Below are 23,802 nucleotides of genomic sequence, written 5' to 3' on the forward strand. Positions count from 1 at the left end.
AATACCAACCGAAGTTGATAGTGAGGCCCGCCTTAGTCACACGCAAAGTCAAACTCTAATTTAATAAGTGTAGAGCCAAAACGCTTGTGGGTACCTGCGTGGTATTATCTTACAGCAAGATACTAGGAGTATCTTTGACATGCAAGGACAATAACGGATGATAGCCGGAAAAGTTTTGGGAGAGGAGGAGAAATGGGGAGATTTTTGTTTTACCTAGTAATCCTTTTTAGACACAAAATCACGAAGACACGGAATTACACGAAAGTGTTTTTTGGGGTTTGTAACTTGGTGGGATGTTGTCTTTTGACTTGTAAATCGAAAGAAACGTACTCAAAGTTGAGAGCATTTGTCTTACTAAATTCATGAACCCTGTAAAAACTGATATTCTCGCACTCCGTTCGGCGTTGGCTCCGCCTACGTCGGAGTAAACGCAAAATTCTGTTTTGCGTGTTTCACAAGCAAGTATTGCTTGATTTCGTTAAACGGAGTTTTGTAGATGCTGCAACGTAGGCACAGCCAACGCTGAACAAGTGTTGTTGTTTTTGCTGGTAGGGAGACCAGCGGGAACTAACATGCGCGGTGTGTAGCATAGGTATGCACTCCTTTTAACAAAATCCAATCCAAGTACCTAGTACGAAGTACCTTTTACCCTCACCCTACTTCGTTCGCGGCTTCAGCCCCAAGCGGAGGCTCACGACGTGCGAAAAAGTATTCTGATCATCGCCCAAATCGGTGTAGGCGTAGTCTACCAGGAGGCTGCCTAGTTGGAGGCCGATGCCCATGCTGGGGCGCATAGTCAGTGTTTCCTGGTTGCCGAAATCCAGTTCGCGTTGAAATTGGTTGATACCCGCGCGGAGGTAGAGGAAATTGCGGTAGGCCATTTCCAGGCCGAGGCTGGGATCAATACTGATCGGATCGGCGGAGACGAGGGTATTGCGTTGGCCATCGGTGGTGAAGACCAGGTTCATTTCGGAAAGGAGGCTGATTTTTTCGTTCAACTCAAAAGTACGTGCGCCACCCAGGATCAACTGTGGGCGGGTGATCTCTACGGAGTTGATGGGCACTTCATTATTGGTGAGTTCCAGAACATCTTTTTCCTCCTCCGTAAAAGAGAAACTCCAGGCGTTGAAGGTGGTGGTGATGTCTTTAGCAAGAACCGCCCACACCCACTTGTCGCGCACTATTTGCACCCCCAAATCGGCACCAAAGCCCCAGGAAGTAGCAAACGGCCCAATTCTACGATGCACTACCTTGACCGAGCCCCCAAAACGGATCGGCCCCTTGGCTTTATTGACTTCCTTGGCGTAAGAACCCATAAAGGCGTAATCAGCGGAAGAAAACTCGGTGATATTGTCAAAGTTGATGGTACCATCGCTCTCATAAAGAGAGAGGGTATTAGGAATATTATCGATGCCGAAACGCACTAGGCTAAAAGCCAGTCGGTTGCCTGCTTGAGTTGTGGGTAAAGTAAAAGCCAGATAATCGTACTTGCCTACGCCACCAAACCACTCGGAGTGCATCGCTCCTAACTGTAAGCCATCATCTGGTGTAAGGGCGGCCAAACCAGCAGGATTCCACACGCCTGCGTAAACATCGTTGGTACTCGCAATGACGGAGTTGCCCATGGCTTGCGCTCTGGCTCCCACCCCAATGGATAGAAATTCGTTGGAATACTTTTGGGCTTGAAGTCCAGTCATCAGTAAAGTGCAGCTAAAAAACAGGCACAGGTAGCTATATCTCATATTCGTTATTTTCGATGCTTCCTCAAGGAAACGTAAAAGAGGCGGCTTTACCCTTTCGGTGAGGCAAATTTAACAGCCTGCGTCGAGGAAATGACAAAAGAGGGGGAAAAGTTTGGCTTGGTATACGCAAAACAGATTTTTGCTTGCATCTCAGTGACGTGGGTGCAAGCTAGGACGAAAGGTATTTGCCGACGTAGGTGCAAGCTACGACGAACGGTATATGCTAGTGGGGAGCGATAGGACTAGACCGCACCACAGCTTCAAACACCCCACTCATTTGTGCTAAATAACGTTGGGTATGTAACATTGCATCTTCCTCATGCTGGGCGTATTCCATCACGGAAAACACTTTTTTTACTTTTAAAGCATCACAGGAAGCTGCGTCCAGCGCGTTGGTACCCACAAAAAGATAGAGGGGCTTCTGGTGTTCCTGACAAAGTTGAGCGACACCATCAATGACCTTGCCCTGAAGCGACTGTTCATCCAGTTTGCCCTCGCCACTGATGACGATATCCGCAGCGGCGATTTTGGCAGGCAAATCTGTAAGCTTGCTCAGGGTAGCAAAACCGCGCTCCAGTGTACCTCCTAAAAGCCCCACGATGCCAGCAGCGGAGGCCCCTGCCGCTCCCCCACCCTGGAGATGGTCTAACTCGATGCCAAACTGTTGATTAATCAAGGCGCAGAGGTGCTTGGCACCATCATCCAAGGCTTGAATTTGTTGGGCTGAGGCTCCCTTTTGTCGAGCATAGACCTGGGCTGCACCATTTTCGCCGTAAGGTGGATTCGTAACATCACAGAGCACATGAAATCGAACTCCCCGATAAGTGTCTGGAGGGAGGAGAATTTTCGCCACCTCCCCCAAGTGCTCCCCAATTGGCGCCAGCGGATTACCATCAACGTCAAGTAGCTTCCCTCCCAACGCGACGATAATCCCCAGGCCAAAATCATTGGTAGCACTCCCTCCCAGCAAGAGGTAAATATCCTTAAGCCCTTGATCAATAGCGTGTTTCACCATCACACCTACCCCAAGGGTGGAGGTCAACATCGGATTGCGCTCTTCCTGGGTCAATAACACCAAACCAGCAGCACTGGCCAGCTCAATAAAGGCTTGTTCCTGGTTATGGAGATAAGTGGCCCTTATTGGGCGCCCCAAGGGATCGACCGTCATTATTTCTTGGGGAGCCAATCCCAAGGCTTGCGCCAACACCTCTAGTGAACCATCGCCACCATCGGCCATAGGGTGAGCTTCCACCACCCAGTCGGGCGCCTCGACGGCCAACACCTCCGCAATCGTCTCACAGATGGCATGAGCGGACAGGGAACCTTTGAATTTGTCAGGGGCGAGGAGGATTTTCATGGTTGATGGTTTATGGTTGATTGTTGATGGTTGATTGTTTGATTGTGTGTGCCTAAAATAGGTTGACAAAATTGGGTGAATTAAGCATCGAAATCTAATTCAAGTTGAAAAGGGTTATCTACATTTTGTTGGTAAACGAACAGCTTGAATGTAGGCACTGATTCTCCCTTATGAAGTTCTTTGACATGAGTTTCAAACTCAATGGGGGTCATTTCCAAGCTGCGATGCCTACGGTTATTGTAGTTGTTAACGGCTTGTTCCATGCGTAAATACAACTGGTCTTCTGTTCTGATATTCCAGCGGTGCAGGTAGTCGTTTTTGATGGTTCCGTTGGCACGTTCGATGTGTGCATTTTCTAACACCTCGGCGCACATGCTTATGCGGATGCCATAGTTGTACAGTAATTCCGTATAGTCGTCGCTGATGTACTGGCTTCCACGGTCGGAGTGATGGATAAGTTGCTGCCCATAGTTTTCCACACCCCGGAGGGTAAAAGCTCTGTTGAGGGCTGCGATGTTATTCTCTGCCCTCATATTGTCGGCCATTGACCAACCTATGAGACGACGGGAGTATACGTCCATTATCAACACGCCGTAGTAGTGCCTACCCTGCAGCGGAAAGTAAAAGATATCACTCGTCCACAACTGGTTTACACCTGTCAACCACTTATCCACCAATAGGTTGGGATAGTGGCGACGTTTGCTCGCCCGCGTCGTTATCTGCGGGTTTTCCGCAGCTCGCAGCCGATAGCCTTCCCTTATACCCAAGGCGATGAACGCATCCCGCCCGATGCCCTCCGGGGCAAACTGGTCGTACATCGTCCGCAGCCCCATCCCCGGGTGAATCTCTCTTATTTCCGACATCAAGCCCACGTAGCACGGCTCTTTGGCCTGCTCCTCGGACTGCCGCTTCAACGCCCGATGATGCCCTTGTCGGGAGATACCCGCTATCCCATATAAAGCATTCATTGTCCCTGCTTTTTGGGCTCTTCCTCGGCGGAATCGTTCCAACGCGGTGGTCCGTACTTTTTTTTTATGTCGTACCCTAACTCCTCACTGGCAACCGTCAAACAGCTTTGAAGGTAGTCTATCTCCAGTTGCTTCTGACCCACCGACCGCTCTAGCTCGGCCACCCGCTGCAACAATAGCTGCGTCTTGAACTGCTCGCTATCCATTTGTATGACTGTTTTTACCCCTTTTTCCGCCTCGGAGTACAAATATAGCCAATTGTACACCGATGTTCGGCTAATACTATACAGCTCGCATAAGTCTTTTATTTGGACTACCCCCGCTTTAAGGTCTCGTACTTTTGATTGCTTGAACGCCTTGCTGAAGGTGCGGTTGTACTTGCCTTCAGTTTGAAACTTTTTGTCTGGTTCTTTTGCCATTTTTGGTTGATTTTTTTTGTCAACCTATTTTAGGCACACACAGATGACTTTGAGACCTCCTAATTATTTCCGACCTCCCACTTCCGACCTCCGACTATAAAATGGTTGATGGTTCGTTTATCCCTAAGGGGTGATTTAACCCTTACACCCTTACACTTTTCCAACCCTTACACCCTGGCTGGTTAGTTGAAGAAATCCGGGAACTGGATGCTGAAGACCAGTATACCGATGAAGAAGAGTATCAAAATTGCAATTTTGCGCCAGGGTAATGCTTTAGGGTCCCAGCTAAATACAAGCGGTTCGTCTTGGTCGCTGGGTAAGATATAGCTCAATAAAAGTGCAGTGCCCAATGTGACCACAGCACCTACGGCATTCCACCAAAACCAAAAAACAGAAGGAACAAATAACCATAGGTAAACATTGACGGCAACCCCTAAAAGGAGGCCAATATTCGCAGCGGTACCGTGGATTCTTTTAATGCCTACCGCTGCAATGAAAGTAGCCAGAATGGGCCCGTAAAAGACCGAACCCACCTTGTTGATGGCCTCAATCACCGTATCGGCAATGTCTCCCGCAAAGAAGGCCAAACCAATGCAGATTACTCCCCAGAAAAGCACCGTATACTTGGAATAACGCATATACGCTTGGTCGCTCAGCTCTTTTTTGGAGGCAAAGAAATCCTCTACCGAGGCCGCACTCAAAGAGTTGACCGCAGAACTCAGGGAAGACATGGCCGCAGAAAAAATGGCTACCATCAAAATACCGATGACACCGTGCGGAAGAAAATCCCGGATGAAAACAGGAACCATCAAATCAGGCTTATCCGCAGGAATTTCGGAAGCGAAGTCTGGCCTCAACACCACCAAAGTACCGATTACCAAGCCCATGATACAATACGTCAGGGTGATCGGAAAACGGAGTAAACCATTCCACAGCAAGGTCTTTTTCAGCGTGGGTAAGTTGGGCGCAGAAAACAGCCGTTGTACCTGGCTTTGATCCGTCCCGTAGTAAGAAGCGTAGAGGAAAAAACCTCCTAATAGCATGGGCCAGAAACCAAATTCATCGCCTTTCTCAAGACCTAGTTTATCGAAATTGACGATACTGAGTCTTTCCGGATCTACTTCCTGTAAAAACGTCCCCCAACCGCCGATGGCTTGGATGCCAAAAAACAGGCAGATGACGATGCCCGCAAACAAAATCATCATTTGGATCACGTCGCCGTAAACAACGGCCTTCATCCCTCCCTGCAAAGAATACACCAGGGTAACTACTCCGATGAGTAGAATCGTCATCCACATAGGGATGGCCATGACGCTGGTCAGAATCAGGGCTATGGCATAAATCATTACGCTTGTCCCAAAAGCTCTACTGATCTGGAATACACCACTCAATAATAAGCGGGTAGATCGCCCAAATCGCTTTTCCAAATAGGCGTATACGCTTACCACCCCGGAGGCGTACAATGGCGGAATAAGAAACACCATGAGAAAGATCATGGCCAGCGGTACCGCAAATTCATAGGTCAACCAGGTCATCCCTCCTCCTACTTTCAAACCTACAAAAGCAGGCGCTGACACAAAACTGATCGCCGATAACTGCGTCGCAAGCGTACTGATGGACAGGGAAAACCAGCCAAATTGTTTCCCGCCAAGGAAGTAATCTTTGCTATTTTGATTGTCCCGAAACATCCGGCCAAGCAGCAATAAGCCCACCAGGTAGATGGCAATGATTACAAAGTCTAGTGTATTCATAATTAAGAGATTGTAAGAAGAATGAATAAGTGGTTTTTTGTAAGGGTGTAAAAGTGTAAGAGTTGGGGCTTCCAACCATCAACCATCAACCATCAACAAATCCAAAACACAAGCCGAAGTCCAGGAAAACTGGCCGCCGCCGTAACCATTTTCCAGGTGAGCAGCCACGGATTTTTGGGCTTCGAAATATTCGTAAAAGCCAAGTCTACTGACCAATTCCAAAAGGTCATTTTTGACTATTTCCGCAGTATCCTGAAAACCGTAGGCTTTGAGGCCACGGTAGATCAACCAATTCATCTGCGGCCAGATAGGACCGCGCCAGTAACGCTTGGAATCGAACAGCGGGCTGTCGACATCGAAACTGGGACACAGGTAGTACCCTCGGTCATGCAGATTTTGCAGGTAGTCGTTTAGCTTTTTCGCCTGATCAGCACTCGCTACTTCTGCGGAAAGTGCCGTTAAGCCACCAATTTCTTTGTGTTCAATCTGCGCCTGGCTACGTAGGTCATAACAGGTGAAAGTCGCCAAGTCTTCATTCCACAGTTTTTCGCGGTAAGCGCTCGTAGACTGTGCTTGCCATTCTTTCAATTCTCCGGTATCGAGTCCCAATCGTTCACCGATTCGAATCAAGCTTTGGTTGGACTGAATAAGTATCGCATTGATGAGCGTATCTTGCACCAACATGGGACTTTCCTCAAAAATGCCGGGACCATCGTATTGGTGTTTTTTGCCCAACTCAAGGAGGTAAACGTAGCGATCGTATTGATCACTGGTAGGTCTTTCCTCCTGATTGGCGAGCTGGGTATCTTTACGGGTATACGGAGGCAAAGTGGCCTTATCGATCTCAATTCGTGCAATCGACTCATCCCAAATAGGGCTATTATCGCGGCCAGATTCCCAAGGATGATACAAAAATGCAAGGCCTTCGCTTTTTGGATCCCGATAGGTATAAAAGTAGCGGTGAGAATGAAGCACCTTAGGAAAAATAGCTTTCACAAAAGCCACCCAATTGGGATCGTCAGAAAATTTATTGAACAATACTTCCAAAATAAACCCGTGAACCGGAGGCTGAGAAATCCCCGACGTCTTGGGCTTTGGGGGTGCACCGGGGTTTACCTCGGCCTGCCAAAAATCGTGATTGGGAAAATAGGTGGATTCTGTTTCACTGTGAAAGATGATGTGTGGAATCATCCCATTGGCCCATTGCCCTGAAAAAAGTGAGGTCAGTTCACGCATGGCCCATTGGGGTTCGAAACAGGCGTGCCCCAAACAGGTAAACCCCGAGTCCCAATTCCATTGAAAAGGATAGAGCTTATTCTTTGGCACGGTAAAGCCGTCGCGCCAGTTGAGCTTCAAGGTATCTATGGCTTCATTTACAAGTTCTCTTTTTTGCATACCAGCAGTCTATAATAATTTCAAAATAAACAAAACCAACTAAAAATTCCGAAATAAAATCATTTAACAAAATTATATTACAAAATCACCTTGCTGTACGTAGTCAACTATAGCATCCTGACACTACTCTATACTTTTTTACAAAAAAAAGACAGCAAGTTGTTATTATTGTGTACATGAAGCCTGGGTACGAAAAAATAATAGAACAAGCAGAACAGTCTTTCACGGCTAGGGTCGTGAATAGAAACAGTCGTCCATTGCTAAGCCAAGCCTGGCATTTTCATCCAGAAATCGAAATTTGTTATACCGTAAAGAGTAATGGTCGCCGATTTGTGGGCAACCAGATTGATGATTATCAGCAGGGTGATCTGGTGCTCTTTGGACCCAATCTACCCCATGGCTTCACAACGGAAACCTACTGTAGCCAGATTGTCATCCAGATGATGACTAATTTTATGGGAGACACCTTTTTTTTAAAACCAGAATTGAGGCCCGTTCAAGCACTCTTTGAACGCGCTCGACAAGGGATCGTCTTTACTGGTTCTACCAAGCCCAAAGCACTCCGCATCATGCGAAAAATACTGGCTGCGGAGGGACTGACAAAATTCATGCACCTGTTGGAACTGCTGCAAGTTCTAGCGGAGAGCAAGGACTACCAGCCTATTTGCACTGAAACGTACGCCCTGGAATTCAATGAAACCCAACTGGGTAGGATCAAAATTGTCTATGACCATATCATGCAAAACTATACCCGTGAAGTGAATATCAAAGAAGTGGCAGACAAGCTAAATATTTCGGAGGTGGCTTTTTACAAGTTCATCAAAAAACAGACCCAAAAAACCTACACCCAGCTTATCAATGAGTTTCGGATCAATCACGCCGGAAAGTTATTGATCAATACTGCTAAAACAGTTGGGGAAATTTGCCACGAATCTGGTTTTAACAACGTCTCCTATTTCAATCGCAAATTCAAGCAAATCATGCAACGCACCCCTGAAAAATTTCGCGAACAATACCTTGGCTAATCATCCTGCTGAGCTTTCAGATCACGGTTGACGGCAATAGCGGCATTCAATTCAAAGCCAATCAACAAGATCAAGGAGTTGAGCTGAATCCACAACATGATGATGATAAAGGTACCAATAGAACCATAGAATTTGTGGTAGCTGTCGTAACGATTGAATTCGTCAATGTAGAAGGAAAATGCCAGCGAAGAGAGGATACACAATACGGTGGCCAGCGTAGTCCCTGGAGAAAAAATGGCCATCCGGCGATGGGTTGCCGACCCATAGCGATACAAAACTGCAATCCCGAAATAAAAAACCATCAATATCGAAAACCAACGTAGCAAACCAATCGCAAAAGCTCCGATTTGGGTAAGGTGGACGGCTTCACTGATCCAGGTGATGATTATACTACCCAAAATAATGAAAATAACTGAAAATATCACTAAAAAGCTAACCAAGCCCGTAAGCATGATGGCTACTGCTCGTTTACGAATTCCGCCCCGCTGTTTGAAGGTATCCCGGTACGATTTCTCGAAGCTCTTCATCATTGCCAGCATCCCGTTGGAGGAAAAATAGATGGCCAACACAAAGCCAAAAGACAACAAACCGATTCTGGGTGTATCGGTAATATCATGGATAAAATCAAAAACCAGGCTCCCCGCTTGTCCGGGCATTACCCGATTGATTTCTTGCTGAAGGACATGGTTGAAATTGGCGAGTTCAGGTACTATCCCCGAAAAAAAATCCAGGATAAAAGGAACCAGTGTAAAAAGGGTCAGCAAGGATGGAAAGAGTGATAGAAAAAAACTGTAGGCTATACTATTTGCCCTGGTAAAAAGATCAAAGCGACGGATTTCGTTGAATACGAAAATTACGACATCATAAATGGGTACCCTAAAAAAGCCCGGTAAGGAAGTCTTTTTCGACCAATCCAAAACTTGTTTGACGATTGGTAAATTATAGATCCAATTTTGCACCTCCTGAGGGGTAGGCCACTTAATCTTCTTCAAAGTAGGGCTTCAATTTTTCCAGCAAATAAGGTGGTGTATCAATGGATTTATTGGTCTTCGCATCTACGAAACAGAGCTTCACAGATCCACCATTGACCAATTTACCTTTTTCATTAAACAACTCCATGTGAAAGGTGATGGTTTTCTGCGGAAGGTGCCGTAAAGTCGACCGAATAGTAATTAACTCATCATAAAGCGCCGGGCGAACATAGCGGCATTGTAGGGACATGACGGGCATCAACACGCCGTGTTCTTCCTCCATGGCCCGATAACTCAGGCCCAAAGAGCGAATCATCTCAGCGCGGCCAATTTCATAATACTGGGCGTAGTTCCCGTAGTAGAGATACCCCATCTGATCCGTCTCACCGTAGCGTACTCGCTTGGTACATTCATGTGTTAGCATTCGACAAAACTAGCATTTTGTCTACACTTTTTTGTATTTCAAGCGGATTGAATTGCCGATCACGACCACATCCGAGAAGGCCATAAACAATGCTCCCCACATGGGATTGAGGAAACCCATGGCCGCGATGGGGATAGCAACGATGTTGTAGGCGAAGGCCCAAAAGAGGTTTTGCCGAATGGTTTGCACGGTTTTTTCTGCAATACTTATAGCTTCTGGCAGGACATCAATCCGTCCTTTTAGCAAGATGACTTTGGCCGACTGGATGGCTACTTGAGAGGCACTGCTGAGCGAAATACCTAGATCAGCCTGGGCCAGTGCTGGTGCGTCATTGATACCATCTCCGACCATGGCCGTGGGTTCGGTTTTGCTAATTTCTTTAATGATGGACAATTTTTCTGCAGGAAGCTTTTCAGCATGGTAGTGCTCAATACCTATTTTTTCAGCAAGTGCCCTTGTTTTATCCTCGCGATCACCGCTCAGAATAAATGAGTGCCTACCCTGCATCTCCAAGGCTTTGATGGTTTTATCAACGTCTGGTTTCAGATCATCTCCCAGCTTGAAAACGGCTAAGACCTCCGTCTCACGGAGTAAGAAGATATCTCCATCACAACTTTCCCCGGTTTGCAACAATCGCTTAGATCCCAATCGATAACGAACACCTTGCTCATCGACGGCGGTCATACCGATACCTCTTTCCTCCTCTACCCTGATGGTAGGCAGTGTATCTTCTCTGGGCATTCCTTCTAAAGCTTCCCTTAAGGAAACCGCAATGGGATGGCTGGAGTATTGCTCCATGGCCCAGACCAGGCTATTGGCCATTTTCATTTCTCCCGTGGGATATTCTGCTTTTTCTACCCGGAATTTGCCCGTCGTGAGGGTGCCTGTTTTATCAAAAACAATGTTCTTGATGCTGGCGAGTTGCTCTACCGTACGGCCACCTTTGATCAAAACCCCTAGCTTGGCCAGCCTACCTACGCCAACCATCACTGCCGTTGGAGTAGCCAAGCCCATGGCACAGGGGCAGGAGATGACCAGTACCGCGATAGCATTCATCAAAGCCTGGGTAGCGCTAAGTCCAAAAGCAAAATGACCAAGTAAAAAAGTAAGCAATGCAATCCCCACCACTACCGGCACGAAGATGGCGCTGATCCGGTCGGCCAATAGCTGGATAGGGGGCTTATCCTGTTGGGCTGTTTTTACCAATTCCAACATTTGTTCCAGCACGGTATTCTTACCACTGGCGGTGACCTTCATCTGCAGGTTTCCTTTGAGCAGGAGGCTACCGCCAATTAATTCTGCACTTAATTCTTTTGCTACAGGTAAGCTTTCCCCCGTCAGCATGCTTTCGTCTACCAGTCCTTCCCCTTGTTCCAGGGTGCCATCGGCAGGGATACGATCCCCCTCGTTGATCTGGAGCAATAGACCCGCACGAAGTTCTTTTACCGGGATTTCCTGAAGTTGGCCAGAAGGCAAAATTCTTCGAGCAGTACTGGCTTGCAATTGTGTCAGCTCCCCTATGGCCGTGGTGGTTTGAGCGACAGCGCGTTTCTCCAACCAATTGCCCAGCAATACCAAAGTAATAATGGTCGCTACGGTCTCAAAAAAATAATAATCAGGATTTTGTAATACTAAACCTATGATGCTATAAACAAAAGCGGCGGTGCTTCCTAGAAAGATCAACACATCCATATTGGGTACTCCGCCACGCAAGCTGCTCCATGCACTCCTGCCAAAATGTAAAACCCCAATAATAAAAGGAGGCAGCGTAAATGCCAGCTGCACCCAGGGATGCATCAACCAAGCTGGAGCCAGCCCTATCATCATGAGTAAGTGGCCTAAAAGCAAGGGCAAAGTAAATAGTGCACTCACCAAAAGCTTTCGCTCAAAGGTCCAAAATACCACCGGAGGTTCTTCTTCCAGCACGGTATAGCCTAGTTTTTCAATCCCCGACTTGATTTTATCGAGTGACAAATCTCCCTTCCCAGAGGCAAAACGAACCTCTTTGGTTTGAAAATTCACGAAAACATCTTCCAGTCCTTTACGTTCCAGATAGCGGGAGATGCTCATGGCGCAGTTGTTGCAATCCATGCCATCTACTTTCAGTTCTATCAATTCTTTTCCCATATTATTGGTGAACATCTTTAAATTAGCCGTAGTTTTATAAGAAGCTATTCAGCTTGCAAAAATGCAGCTAATAAGTATGCAACTCAATTTCATAAATAAATAATAAAATGAAACATCTCTTTATTTTATCCTTACTTGCCCTCTTTAGTGTAGCCTGTGGTGGCGGCACGGAAACGACAGATTCTACCACCGAAGAAATGGAAGCACCCGCAGTGGTGGAAACCAAAGTTACCATCTCGGACATGCCCGAGTCGCCTGATTTTCAGGATGCTGCCATTACGAGCATGAGCTACAAGCAAGGCAAGTTTACCTTTGGGGTTGACGGTGGACAGAGTGGTTATACCCTTGGTTCACAAACCCCTGATGCTGAACAAAAAATGTGTGCCAACTCCGCTGAAGGACAGCATATTCACCTGATTCTCGACAATGAGCCTTACGCTGCCAAATATGCCGCCAGCTTTGACTACGATGTAGCCGATGGCAATCATTACTTACTCGCTTTCCTTAGCCGTTCTTACCACGAAAGCATCAAACACGCTACGGCTGCCAAGGTGGCTATGATCAGTGTAAAAGACAAGAGTGTGACCGGACAAAAAGAAGTGACTGAGCCGATGTTGTTTTACAGTCGCCCTAAAGGCACCTACACGGGCAAGGACACTGAAAACGTGATGCTCGACTTTTACCTCGCTAATGTTACCCTTGGTACAGACTACAAGGTGAAAGCCGAAGTTGCGGGAGAAACCTTCATGATTGATACCTGGAAGCCATTCTTTCTGAAAGGACTACCTATGGGCGAAAATACCGTAACACTGACCTTGGTTGATGCACAGGGTAATGCGGTAGATACGCCTTTGAATCCTGTAAGTCGTACGTTCACCCTGGCCGAAGACAAAACGGAAGGTTAACGAAGTACTAGTTTGAAAGACAACAACTTAAAGGGATAGAACTCAGGTTTTATCCCTTTATTATTTCACTTAAGCAATTATTTCCCGGTGGGTGCCAGCTATCTCCATGACCAAATCTTCTCCGTAGGCACCAGCGGGTGTCTGAAACCCGGGATAAACCTCTTCCGCTAATACTTTACGGGTTATCATCAAGCTACTGTGTGCGGTGAGCGTGTAGCCTTCCGGGCCTTGAAAACGGGCAGCAAGTGTGTCGCCATTTTCAGCTGTTACTTGTCCCCAAACCAGGCATCGACCTTCCTCTCTTTCCTGATCATCAGGACCAGCAGGGCGATTATCTACTTTTCGGCGGGCAATATTTCTTACCCACGATAGCCGCAAAAACCAGCCAATGTAAGGCAACCATCTGGTAAAGCGATGGGTACTTGGTGACACCTTGGTATAGGTGATGATATTGGGAATACCCGTTGTATAATAGGCCGTGCTGACATCTCCCCAGGGAATCGACATTGCCAAACGGTGATAATCTTCCAGGAAGGGGATCGTTTTAGCAAACTGCCCCAAAGGTAGATCGATAATCCTGCCATCTTTCCGCATTTTACCACTGCCCCCCAGGCCTTCGATCATGGTGTTCGCTGTTCCTCTTGAGACACTTCCTCCCTGCATGGCAAAAGCGAGTTCAAGTTTCTCGGCATCCGGCATCTGTTCTGCCAGAAATTTGGCCAGGCAATCGGTAGGCACCACATCAAATCCGGTTCCTGGCATCAGCATGATATCATTTTGCTCTGCCGCCGGACCATAACGATGAGCCAACTCAAACACATCAATTTCTCCAGTGATGTCTAAATAGTGGGTTTTCGTTTCCAGGCAGGCTTCAATCATTTGCGCAGCGGTATGGATGAAAGGCCCTGCCACGTGCAAAACCAGCGGTACTTTTTGCAGGGCATGGATGAGGGCGGGAGTATCTTCCAAATCAAAAGCCAGGTAGTCATAGCCAGTCGCCTCTGCCAGCGCACTAAGCTTGGCTTCGTTCCGCCCAGCCAGAATAGGACACAACTGGTATTGTTCAGCGTATTGTACGATCAATCGCCCGGTATAGCCGTAGGCCCCGTAAAGCAAAAATTCGTTATCCTTCATACCTTGTAGCTCCTATTGTTTTCTCCTCAATATATAACAAGGTAAACAAAATCAGCATATTTCTCAGACAACCATCAGGTTACACCCTCTTACATCACTGGCATCAAGCCGGCCTAGAATTTCAAAACTTCCGTCAGCATACACTTTGCCTAAATCTTCGGTGGCAATAAAGCTGATGGTATCTAAATTGGCAAGGTCGATGATGTTCAATGCCCCGGTCCGCTCGTAAGCTTGTAAATGCAGCGGGTCAGTGATTTCGCGGGTCAGTACCCTCATGGTCGGTGCTGGAAAAAAGAGGCCTTCCCCTGGTGAATAGGCTTGCGAAAAAAGTTCGGTCATCCCGTACTCGGAATGGATATGTTCCTGCTGAAAAGCAGTTTTTAGTTGTTGATGAAGCTCACTCCTGGTGATTTCCTCTCGCCGACCTTTCATCCCGCCCGTTTCCATGATGATGACCTTATGTAGATCAAGGGGATGAGCCTCTGCCAAATCCAGAAGGGCAAAACTAACGCCCAACAAAAGTACCTTGGCTGCTGGTGCTGCTTGCTGAATATGCTGCAAATGCCGAATTAATTCTTCCTGATTGTAAAGAAAAAAACCACCAAGAGAGGTCTGTGATTGTTCAATAAAATCCTGGGCCATCAGAATCAGACTGGACCCCTTGCGCTCCAAATAAGCAGGAAGCAAGGCCAGCACAATATAATCTTTCAAATCTCCGTAGAAATGTTCGAATCCTCGGCGAGCATTTTCCAGGTACCATACTGTATCGCGAACAAGATGCCGGCTGGTACTGTCGCCCGTAGTGCCACTACTGGTAAACATTTGCTGAGGCTCCCATACCGCTGATTGAAGCTCGTATTTCTTGAATAACTCGATAGGTAAGAAAGGAATGTCTTCTATCCGTTGAACTTGAGCTTGTTTTATTCCTAATAATTGCAGAAATTTCCGGTAGACTGGGTTATTTTCAGCTTGGTAACAAAAAATATCCAGTGTTAAAGCTGTAAAATCCTGATCTTTAACTGTCTTTATGCGTTCTAATAGCGAAGACCTATGCATGTTCTGATATAAATTAAGAATCCAAAGATACATGCCTAAAATATCAAAAACGAACAAATGAAAACGCTATCCATAAGTCTGTTGACGCTCTTAAGTGCTATGCTCATTATTGCCTGTGTCAATCCACCTGATTATCCCGACACTCCGGTGATTAAATACCTGGGTATTAACAAAATGCAGATCAACCAAGGCATCAGCTCCTTGCCAAATGATACCCTAAGCATTCGATTTTCTTTTACCGATGGCGATGGAGATTTGAGTATTAATGACACAACGGATGTTTTCCTTTACGATAGTCGATTCCCAAGCTTGGTGAATCCTTACAAAATCCCCACCATCCCTTTGGATGGCACAGGTAATGGTATTCGTGGAGAAATTACCGTTAATATCAGAAACAACAACCAAGGTATTTGCTGCATCGAAAATGGCTTCCCATGTCCTAATAATGCACAAAATCCCATCGATACCTTTTCCTACGAAATCCAAATCAGGGACCGCGCTGGCAATATGAGCAACCGAATTCGCACGGAGACCATTGATATTATTTGTCGTTAAATATATCAATAAGTGTTACTTCCCCAATCAATTCCTTTCACCAAATGTTCTTGGGTGAATGCTTCCGGGCTGCCCGCTTCTACCTGATAATTGTATTCCCACCCAGCCAAAGGCGGGAGGCTCATCAGGATACTTTCGGTGCGGCCATCGGTTTCTAAACCAAACTTGGTGCCTCGGTCCCAAACCAGATTGAACTCTACATAACGGCCACGGCGAACGCGTTGCCAGTGGCTTTCCTTTTCAGTATAAGGCTCCTCCTGGTGGCGTTTAAGCAGCTCGGTGTAGGTAGGTGCAAAGGTATTGCCTACGTTTTGGACAAATTGCCAAAGATCAGCTTTCGACAGCTCAGCCTCTGGTCCCAGGCGATCAAAAAAGATGCCCCCTACCCCACGCGTTTCTTGGCGGTGTTTGAGATAGAAGTAATCATCGGCCCATTGTTTGAACCTGGGATAATAATCAGGATGTGCATCATCACAGACCGCCTTGAGTTGCTGGTGAAACCAGGTAGCATCTTCAGGAACGATATAATGGGGCGTAAGATCAATCCCCCCGCCAAACCACCAACGCTCCTGGTCCATCTCAAAGTAGCGTACATTCATGTGGATGATGGGGACTCGCGGACTACGAGGGTGCAAAACAATAGAAACCCCTGTCGCGAAGAAAGGCCCTCCCTCTCCCAAATGCAAAGACTTGGCAGCGGCGGTCGACAAATCTCCGTGGACGGCTGAAAAATTCACCCCGCCTTTTTCCAGATGCTGGCCATTGATCACCCGGCTACGCCCTCCTCCACCGCCGGGGCGTTCCCATTGATCTTCCAGGAAGTGGCCGGCACCATCAGCCTTTTCCAGATCCGCGCAGATACGATCCTGTAAAGACTGAAACCACTGTGCTATTTGTTCTTTGGTCATGAAAAGGCTATTGATCCTGAAAGGCTGCCAAGGCTGCCGCTACACTTTTCTTACTGCTTCCGGTAAATACTTGCTTGCCCACTACCACTACGGGGCGCTTCAGGAAAGTGTATTCCTCAAGAATAAGTTGGCGGTAATCGGCTTCGGTAAGTTCCTTGTCAGCGAGGCCCATCGACCTGAATTTCATTGCCCTACGGCTAAACAGCGCTTCGTAGCTACCTACTACTTCTTTCATCGCATCCAGCTGTTGAGCAGTAACATTATTGGTTTTAATGTCCTGTAATTCAAAGCCTTCTCCATTGTTAAGAGCAGCAATCACTTTTTTGCAAGTCGTACAGGTTGAAAGATGATATATCTTTGCCATCATATTGATCAACTAATTTGATTGCAAAAGTAGTTTTTTTACCACCGCAGTTTGTAAGCTACAGGTCAGATTTAATCATTTTCACTACATTGCCCCAACACCAAATACAACCAAATGAAAGATTTTCTCCCTCCATCAGAACTGATCGTCAACACCGACGGCAGCATTTACCACCTCAATTTACGCCCGGAAGACATCGGCGACTACATCATCACCGTGGGTGACCCCAAACGGGTAGCCAGGGTAAGCCAACATTTTGATGAGCTTACCCTTCGCAAAGAAAAGCGCGAATTCGTCACCCATACCGGCCGACTGGGAAACAAGCGAATCACAGTCATCTCCACGGGTATTGGCCCTGACAACATTGATATTGTACTGAATGAGCTAGATGCTTTGGTAAATATTGATTTTGCCGAGCGTAAAGAGAAAGCCATCAAAAAGTCGTTGCCCATCATTCGGATAGGCACCACCGGCGGCCTCCAACCCGCCCATGATGTAGATACGATTGTATGCAGCAGTGCAGCCATGGGTTTTGACAACCTGATGAGTTTCTACAAATGGCAACCTTCTGAGCTGGAGCGGCAAATGGAAATTGGCTGGCTTGATTTTCTCGAAGCGCAAGAACAAGAGTTCCCGATCCGCCCCTACTTTGTTGAAGGTTCTCCTACGCTGCTGGAAAGCATTGGCCGAAACTACGCACAAGGAATAACGATTACAGCCCCTGGCTTTTATGGCCCACAAGGGCGCACCTTACGGGCAGCTACTGCACTTTCGTCTACATTATTTGACCAACTGAAAGACTTTAGATTTGGTCAGCAACAAATAACCAATCTGGAAATGGAAACCTCTGCGCTTTATGCGCTGAGCCGTATCCTGGGGCACCAGGCCCTCTCTTGCAGTGTGATCTTGGCCAATCGTTTTAAAAACACCTTCAGTCCCGATCCCAAAGCTGCTGTTGATCATTTGATCCGAGAGGTTTTGGAGCGTATTGCGGACTTTGAATAAAAATGTACCTTTGCGCGATGGAAAAATACGTGAAGCTCAAGCCTAAGAAAGCCGTTTTTGTGCATCGCCAACATCCCTGGGTTTTCTCGGGGGCTATTGGGGAACAAGCCGAAGGTTTAGAAGATGGAGATCGGGTAAGTGTACTCGACCCTGAAGGCAAATGTCTTGCCACTGGGCATTACCAGGAAGGTAGCATTCGGGTGCGTTTGCTTCATCGTGGTGCAACAGCACCGCCTGCTGATTTTTGGGAGCGAGCCCTCGCCAGCGCCTATGCCAGCAGGAAGATCATCTTGGGTCCACAGGCGGAACAAACCAATGCTTACCGGCTTGTACACGGAGCTGGTGACCTGCTTCCAGGCCTGGTTATTGATATTTACCAACATTTGGCAGTGGTGCAATGCCACAGCATGGGCATGTACCGAGAGCGTCAGGAGATTGCGGCAGCGCTGCAAAAGGTACTTGGGGAGGAAATTACTTCCATTTATCTGAGTGCTAAAAAAACCTTGCCACAACGTTTCCAGGACGAGGCTATTGATGGTTTTTTGGCGGGAAATTCGGCGGAAGCCCTTGTAAAAGAATTGGGCCATTCCTTCAAAATCAATGCCGCTACCGGCCAGAAAACCGGCTTCTTTCTCGATCAGCGCGATAATAGACAATTGCTGGCTTACTACGCCAAAGACAAGACGGTACTTAACACCTTTTGCTACACCGGAGGTTTCAGTATTTATGCCCTCAAAGCGGGTGCTGCACAGGTAGACAGTGTAGATGTATCGGCAAAGGCCATGCTGCTAACGGAGGAAAATGTTGCCCTGAACGAACTGCCCACAGACCGCCACAACGCTATCACCAGCGATGTGCTGCAGTTTCTGCGCAAACAAGAAACACCCTACGACATTGTCGTGGTGGACCCTCCTGCCTACGCCAAGAGTTTCAACAAGCGGCACCGGGCCGTACAAGGCTACAAACGCTTGAATACCGAAGCTATGCGCCTCGTGAAGCCGGGAGGTTTGTTGTTCACCTTTTCCTGCTCCCAAGTGGTAGATCGACAGTTGTTCCAGGATACCATCGTAGCCGCAGGTTTGGAGGTTGGTCGCTCAGCACGCGTACTTCACCAATTGACCCAGGCTGCCGATCACCCCGTCAATCTTTTTCATCCGGAAGGAGCCTACCTCAAGGGATTGGTAGTGCAGTTGGATTAATTACTCAACTCTTCCTCTTTCGTTTGGTACTTGGCGAGTAATTGCTGGAATTGTAATTGATCCTTGAGGTAATCGTAAGGAGGCATGGTGTAATCAAAATTCACTGGATTGAAACCCAGGGCAAGGCCCTTCTCCAGGTAATGATAGCAACTGTCTTTTTGCCCTTGAAAAAAATGCGTTTCTGCCAAGGTCGTATAAGGATAACTCACGGTGGTATCGATTGCAATTACTTTTTTAATCAATACCATGGCGGAATCATGCTGCTCACGAGCATTGAACAGCATGGCTATTCGGTTCCAAGGGGTCATCCTTTGAGAGGCTTCTAATTTATCCCATTTGGCCTTACGGTAAACCTTCAGGACGTGGTCGTGCTTGTTGAGCATCAAGGCAAAATCTACGTTTGCATTGATCGCGGACTGGCTAGTGGGGTCCAATTCTAAAGCCTCCATAAAATGCCCCAATGCACGGGTCGTATCCTGATCGGTAAAAGCCGCAACGCCTTTGATCAGGTAAGAGAAAACATTCTCACCAGCTATGGTGTAGTGATCATCCAGCACTTTGCGAGCAGCCTGGAATTCTCCGCGTTGAAACTTCATCTCGGCCCAGCTGATGGCGGCCATGCTTCGAGCTTCGGCATCTCCTCTTTCCCGCAGCATGAGCTCGTTATAAAGGCTATCAACTTGCGCAAAATCGCCATGGTTGTGCAGCATCCAGGCCATAGAATTATACAAACCAATGTTCCCGGGATCTAAGGCAATGGAACGACGAAAAGCAGCAATGGCCAAGTCTACCTCATCCATTTGTTGATAGATATATGCCAGATTGGTATAAGGCAGTCTAAAATCCGGCTTTAGCTCGATCGATTTCTTGTACTTCTCAATGGCTCCTTCAGGATCGTTTAATTCTCGGAGCATGGCCCCCCAACCCAAATACGCCCAGTGTGCCTCAGCCGGATTGGTCTGTAGCAGGTAACGGATCGCCATAATCGCCTCCTCATAACGCCCTTCTTGTCTGAGTACCAAGGCCAATCGGTAAGGATCTGTATGGTATAGCATACCCTCTGCCAAATCCTTAAAAAGTCGTTCGAGTGCTGCTGCCTCCTGATCAGGTTCCGCAAACTGAACACTGGAAATTTTGGGGAAGCCCGTCATTCTAAGTTGTGCTTCGTAGCGGTTAGCGATTTTGGTGACTTCACCATGGATGGTTTTATTTTCTCTACCCAGGGCCTCGCGCATCTGAAACGCCAAGGTGCGCAAAGAGAGTCCTACGCCCAAAACGGAAAGGTCAAAGTCTTGCTGGTTGCTCTTCAACTGGAGCGAATCCTCCTTGACCGAGCCAGCTTGTGCTTTTAACTCCTCAAGTTTTTCTTGCACCCTGATCGCTACTACCTGGCCATTGTAGCCCTGTTCCTCCAATTGTTTGGGTACACTAAAAGTCTGCATAAAATAACCCTGGTCCTTAAACAATCGAATAAAAAAGACCAGAAAAAGGATGACCAACAGCAATGTCCCCAGTTTCAACACCATAGAAACCAGGCCTTCCAACAGTTTGGGAAACCAGGCGAAACTTAGCAGATAGCTCCACTTGAGTTGCTTTATTGATTGCCAGGATTTACCGGATAGGTCTTTGGTTTTCACCATAGCCCTCTTGAAGTTGAAGTTCGACCACCAAGCACGTACTTTTTCTAGCATTCTCAACTGTTAAAAAAGATGATTACACCACAATTCAATGATACAGCTTTTGGTTTAACCCAACAAATCACTATTGCAATTTTTGGATAGCAGCCTCCTGAACAGTCTTAATTTGCTTGCAAGAAAGCACTGCCCTCCTTGCGCCAGGCTTCTACCAGCAGGATGACTTTGCTGTAATTGTCCATGCCTTCAGCTATACCTTGAGCTTTGAGGTAGGAATCGTAAGCCGCATCCCGGAATTTGGGCATGATATCCGGGTAAGCCGCATTGTTGGCATTTATTGCATCCAAATCCGCTACGATTCCTTTGTCCAGTGTTGGCCGAAACTGGTCGTAACCTTCGGGATCAACGCGTCGCCAATTGGCGGCCAAACGCCGCCAGTAGCCCAGACGGATAGCATATTGTAGTGCTGGATCGGCTACCCGAAAAGCAGTCAGGTAAGCCCAAAAGCTACAGCTTCCTTCGTCACCAAAACCATAACCATGGGCCATTTCGTGAGCCATCGTATAGGGCTGCTGCAAGTCGATCAAGCCGCCATCAATGTGGCCTTCCCCCGTCCAGGGAAGGTAAAGTCCTGCAGAACTAAAGCGCAGAAAAAGCCCTTTGGGATAGACCAGCCGACCACGTACCGACCCCACCACGGGATAATCGTAATAAGTAAGTACTGCTTCTACCCCATCTCTCAATTGGCTTTCGCTATTGGCAGGAAAATTGGAGGCATCCAAAGCAGTTGTATCAGCGCCGGGGATTTGTTGGCGCAAGGAAGCCAAAGCGACCGCTTCTCTGGTAACCTCTGCTTGCAAGGCACTGCGCTCCGGCATTTCCAGTGTCAACCCCAGTTTTTCTTCCACCGGAATTCGACCATAATTGAAACCCCACATCAGCAAAAAGGAAAAAACCAACCACCCCATAAAACCCACTAAACCGGCAAGTGCCGACCATAGCCGCTGAATGCCCTTCAATTTACGCCACCGAATAATGGCCCGAACAAACCTTACCAACAGCACCACCAGCAAAAGGTACATCAAGGCCAGCGGGAACCACGAAGTGAGAAGGGTATCCCAAAACATACGAAAGAGTGGAAAAAAACCTCGCGAGTAATACTGTTCCACCCATCCTGGGCTGGCGATTGCCCTGACGACCAGTGCCATGGCTGCTAAAACTATCCCCCAGCGGACAAAACCCTTGCGATTCATGGTAAAATATTGAGTTGGTAGAAATAGAAAAGTCTTATCTTTGAACCTCTTGAACTAAAAAAGCGTTTCCAAAGTAGATTTTATTTCTGAAGTAGTCAGTTCTTCGCGGTTCAAATGCCAAAAATCGAATGACTTCCTCAGCGAACATAATATTTTCACGCAAAACTAAAGCATCCAAAATGGCTTTTGAATTCACCGATAACAATTTCCAAGATACGGCACTGGCCGAAGGTAAAGTTTCTGTCGTAGACTTTTGGGCAGAATGGTGTGGCCCTTGTCGTATGATTGGCCCAATCATCGAAGAACTCGCTAATGATTATGGCGATAAAGTACTCGTTGGTAAAGTAGATGTTGATTCTAATCCAGAAGTTTCCATGGAATATGGCGTACGTAGCATTCCTACTATCCTGATTATCAAAGATGGAGAGGTAGTTGACAAGCACGTCGGTGTGACGACCAAAGAAGCCCTTGCTGGTAAAATCAATAAGTATCTTTAATTTATAGTAATTTTTAGATACTTTAAAGCCCTCGTTTGCAACCCAAGCGAGGGCTTTCGTTTTTTGTATTGCACAGAAAGGTGGTAGTTTTGTGCAGCCCTGGAAGAAAATCCAGATAATAACCCAATTTATGTTCGAATTAGATAGCAAAGCAGTAAGGGAGATGAGCAACATAGAGTTGCTCGCCCGTCAGGTCGTGGAAGGATTTATCATCGGGCTCCATAAAAGCCCTTTTCATGGTTTTTCCGTAGAGTTTGCCGAACACCGTATTTACAACCCGGGTGAATCAACGCGAAGTATTGACTGGAAGGTGTACGGTCGTACCGAAAAACTGTTTACCAAACGCTACGAAGAGGAAACCAATTTGCGTTGCCAGATTGTGATAGATGCTTCGAGTTCCATGTATTTCCCCGAGGTCAATGCCACCAGCGAAGCAGGCATCAACAAGTTGCGCTTTTCTGCATTGGCGGCAGCGGCCTTGATGAACCTCCTGATGCGCCAACGCGATGCCTTTGGTCTGAGCTTGTTTACGGATGAAGTCAACCTGCACACCCACGTCAAGTCGAGCACCACGCACTACCGCTTGATGCTCACGTACCTGCACCAGCTCATCAACGAACCCAAATTACAGCAAACCACCAATGCCGCTCAGGCTTTGCACCAAATTGCGGAGAGCATCCACCGCCGTTCCCTGGTCATCATCTTTAGCGATATGTTTGAATCCGGCGAAGATGCAGAGCACCTTTTCTCGGCCCTACAACACCTCAAGTACAACAAACACGAGGTCGTCTTATTCCACACCGTAGATAAAAAGCAGGAAATCGACTTTGAATTCGAAAACCGCCCTTACGAGTTTGAAGATTTGGAAACAGGCGAAAAGGTAAAACTACAGCCTAATCAGGTCAAAGCCTTTTACACCAAACAAGTGAACGATTTTGTCGAAGCACTCAAGCAAAAATGCCTACAGTATCGTATCGATTTCGTAGAAGCAGACATCAATAAAGGCTTTAAGCCTATTCTCCAGCAGTACCTGGTGAAGCGGAGCAAGATGAGGATATAAGCGTGAGATTTCACTTCGTGGATGCTGCTTCACAAAGCATCCACGAAGTGAAA

The 23,802-nt window shown here is 47.1% G+C and carries 22 protein-coding genes; 7 read left to right on the top strand and 15 right to left on the bottom strand.

What is annotated here, in order from left to right; all coding sequences use genetic code 11:
* Positions 1-656: 656 nt before the first annotated feature.
* From AB0L18_RS23505 to AB0L18_RS23530, 6 genes are all read right to left on the bottom strand, one after another.
* A complete protein-coding gene (locus tag AB0L18_RS23505) occupies positions 657-1,742 on the bottom strand; it encodes a hypothetical protein (protein WP_367389768.1) in 1,086 nt (361 codons plus the stop codon).
* Between the two features lie 223 nt (positions 1,743-1,965).
* On the bottom strand, positions 1,966-3,099 hold the full coding sequence (locus AB0L18_RS23510) for a glycerate kinase (RefSeq protein ID WP_367389769.1): 1,134 nt from the start codon (positions 3,097-3,099) through the stop codon (positions 1,966-1,968).
* Between the two features lie 80 nt (positions 3,100-3,179).
* Complete coding sequence (locus AB0L18_RS23515) at positions 3,180-4,067, bottom strand: IS3 family transposase (protein WP_367389770.1); 888 nt, start codon at positions 4,065-4,067, stop codon at positions 3,180-3,182.
* On the bottom strand, positions 4,064-4,486 hold the full coding sequence (locus tag AB0L18_RS23520; protein WP_367389771.1) for a transposase: 423 nt from the start codon (positions 4,484-4,486) through the stop codon (positions 4,064-4,066). Before AB0L18_RS23520 ends, AB0L18_RS23515 begins: the two co-directional genes overlap by 4 nt.
* Positions 4,487-4,668: 182 nt before the next feature.
* Positions 4,669-6,237, bottom strand: a complete 1,569-nt coding sequence (locus AB0L18_RS23525) for a sodium:solute symporter (RefSeq protein ID WP_367389772.1) — start codon at positions 6,235-6,237, stop codon at positions 4,669-4,671.
* A 78-nt stretch (positions 6,238-6,315) separates the two neighbouring features.
* A complete protein-coding gene (locus tag AB0L18_RS23530; protein ID WP_367389773.1) occupies positions 6,316-7,632 on the bottom strand; it encodes a trehalase family glycosidase in 1,317 nt (438 codons plus the stop codon).
* 176 nt (positions 7,633-7,808) lie between these two features.
* On the opposite strand from AB0L18_RS23530, the gene AB0L18_RS23535 reads away from it, so the two are divergent.
* Positions 7,809-8,657 carry an AraC family transcriptional regulator gene (locus AB0L18_RS23535; RefSeq protein ID WP_367389774.1) on the top strand — a complete coding sequence of 283 codons (849 nt, stop codon included), beginning with the start codon at positions 7,809-7,811 and terminating at the stop codon, positions 8,655-8,657.
* Here AB0L18_RS23535 and AB0L18_RS23540 read toward each other — a convergent pair.
* Genes AB0L18_RS23540 through AB0L18_RS23550 form a run of 3 tightly spaced genes read right to left on the bottom strand, consistent with a single transcriptional unit; the run spans position 8,654 to position 12,194 of the window.
* Positions 8,654-9,649 (bottom strand): YihY/virulence factor BrkB family protein, encoded by a 996-nt coding sequence (locus AB0L18_RS23540; RefSeq protein WP_367389775.1) that lies wholly within the window; start codon positions 9,647-9,649, stop codon positions 8,654-8,656. The two genes, AB0L18_RS23535 and AB0L18_RS23540, sit on opposite strands and share 4 nt — an antisense overlap.
* Positions 9,636-10,052 (bottom strand): acyl-CoA thioesterase, encoded by a 417-nt coding sequence (locus AB0L18_RS23545; protein ID WP_367389776.1) that lies wholly within the window; start codon positions 10,050-10,052, stop codon positions 9,636-9,638. Before AB0L18_RS23545 ends, AB0L18_RS23540 begins: the two co-directional genes overlap by 14 nt.
* Positions 10,053-10,073: 21 nt before the next feature.
* Complete coding sequence (locus AB0L18_RS23550; protein WP_367389777.1) at positions 10,074-12,194, bottom strand: heavy metal translocating P-type ATPase; 2,121 nt, start codon at positions 12,192-12,194, stop codon at positions 10,074-10,076.
* 92 nt (positions 12,195-12,286) lie between these two features.
* Between AB0L18_RS23550 and AB0L18_RS23555 the strand changes: the two genes are divergently transcribed.
* Complete coding sequence (locus tag AB0L18_RS23555) at positions 12,287-13,084, top strand: phosphopeptide-binding protein (protein ID WP_367389778.1); 798 nt, start codon at positions 12,287-12,289, stop codon at positions 13,082-13,084.
* 69 nt (positions 13,085-13,153) lie between these two features.
* Here the strand turns inward: AB0L18_RS23555 and AB0L18_RS23560 are convergent, their stop codons facing one another.
* Positions 13,154-14,218, bottom strand: coding sequence for a trans-acting enoyl reductase family protein (locus AB0L18_RS23560; protein ID WP_367389779.1), 1,065 nt, complete (start codon positions 14,216-14,218; stop codon positions 13,154-13,156).
* Positions 14,219-14,281: 63 nt separating this feature from the next.
* Positions 14,282-15,274, bottom strand: coding sequence for an acyl transferase (locus AB0L18_RS23565; protein ID WP_367389780.1), 993 nt, complete (start codon positions 15,272-15,274; stop codon positions 14,282-14,284).
* 57 nt (positions 15,275-15,331) lie between these two features.
* Here AB0L18_RS23565 and AB0L18_RS23570 point away from each other — a divergent pair, with 57 nt between their 5' ends.
* On the top strand, positions 15,332-15,829 hold the full coding sequence (locus AB0L18_RS23570) for a hypothetical protein (RefSeq protein WP_367389781.1): 498 nt from the start codon (positions 15,332-15,334) through the stop codon (positions 15,827-15,829).
* Between the two features lie 5 nt (positions 15,830-15,834).
* On the opposite strand, the gene hemF is transcribed toward AB0L18_RS23570, so the two are convergent.
* Both hemF and AB0L18_RS23580 read right to left on the bottom strand, forming a co-directional pair.
* Positions 15,835-16,737 carry an oxygen-dependent coproporphyrinogen oxidase gene (gene hemF, locus AB0L18_RS23575; protein ID WP_367389782.1) on the bottom strand — a complete coding sequence of 301 codons (903 nt, stop codon included), beginning with the start codon at positions 16,735-16,737 and terminating at the stop codon, positions 15,835-15,837.
* A 7-nt stretch (positions 16,738-16,744) separates the two neighbouring features.
* Positions 16,745-17,101, bottom strand: coding sequence for an arsenate reductase family protein (locus AB0L18_RS23580; protein WP_367393182.1), 357 nt, complete (start codon positions 17,099-17,101; stop codon positions 16,745-16,747).
* Between the two features lie 114 nt (positions 17,102-17,215).
* Here AB0L18_RS23580 and AB0L18_RS23585 point away from each other — a divergent pair, with 114 nt between their 5' ends.
* Complete coding sequence (locus AB0L18_RS23585) at positions 17,216-18,106, top strand: nucleoside phosphorylase (RefSeq protein ID WP_367389783.1); 891 nt, start codon at positions 17,216-17,218, stop codon at positions 18,104-18,106.
* Between the two features lie 17 nt (positions 18,107-18,123).
* A complete protein-coding gene (locus AB0L18_RS23590) occupies positions 18,124-19,305 on the top strand; it encodes a class I SAM-dependent rRNA methyltransferase (protein WP_367389784.1) in 1,182 nt (393 codons plus the stop codon).
* Here the strand turns inward: AB0L18_RS23590 and AB0L18_RS23595 are convergent.
* Together AB0L18_RS23595 and AB0L18_RS23600 are read right to left on the bottom strand one after the other, a co-directional pair.
* Entirely contained in the window at positions 19,302-20,996 is a 1,695-nt protein-coding gene (locus AB0L18_RS23595) for a tetratricopeptide repeat protein (RefSeq protein ID WP_367389785.1), read from the bottom strand. The two genes, AB0L18_RS23590 and AB0L18_RS23595, sit on opposite strands and share 4 nt — an antisense overlap.
* Positions 20,997-21,103: 107 nt before the next feature.
* Complete coding sequence (locus AB0L18_RS23600; RefSeq protein WP_367389786.1) at positions 21,104-22,192, bottom strand: DUF3810 family protein; 1,089 nt, start codon at positions 22,190-22,192, stop codon at positions 21,104-21,106.
* Positions 22,193-22,371: 179 nt separating this feature from the next.
* Here AB0L18_RS23600 and trxA point away from each other — a divergent pair, with 179 nt between their 5' ends.
* On the top strand, positions 22,372-22,689 hold the full coding sequence (gene trxA / locus AB0L18_RS23605) for a thioredoxin (RefSeq protein ID WP_367389787.1): 318 nt from the start codon (positions 22,372-22,374) through the stop codon (positions 22,687-22,689).
* A 130-nt stretch (positions 22,690-22,819) separates the two neighbouring features.
* Entirely contained in the window at positions 22,820-23,749 is a 930-nt protein-coding gene (locus AB0L18_RS23610) for a DUF58 domain-containing protein (RefSeq protein WP_367389788.1), read from the top strand.
* Positions 23,750-23,802: the final 53 nt, after the last annotated feature.

The sequence above is a fragment of the Lewinella sp. LCG006 genome, assembly GCF_040784935.1.
GTDB lineage: Bacteria > Bacteroidota > Bacteroidia > Chitinophagales > Saprospiraceae > Lewinella.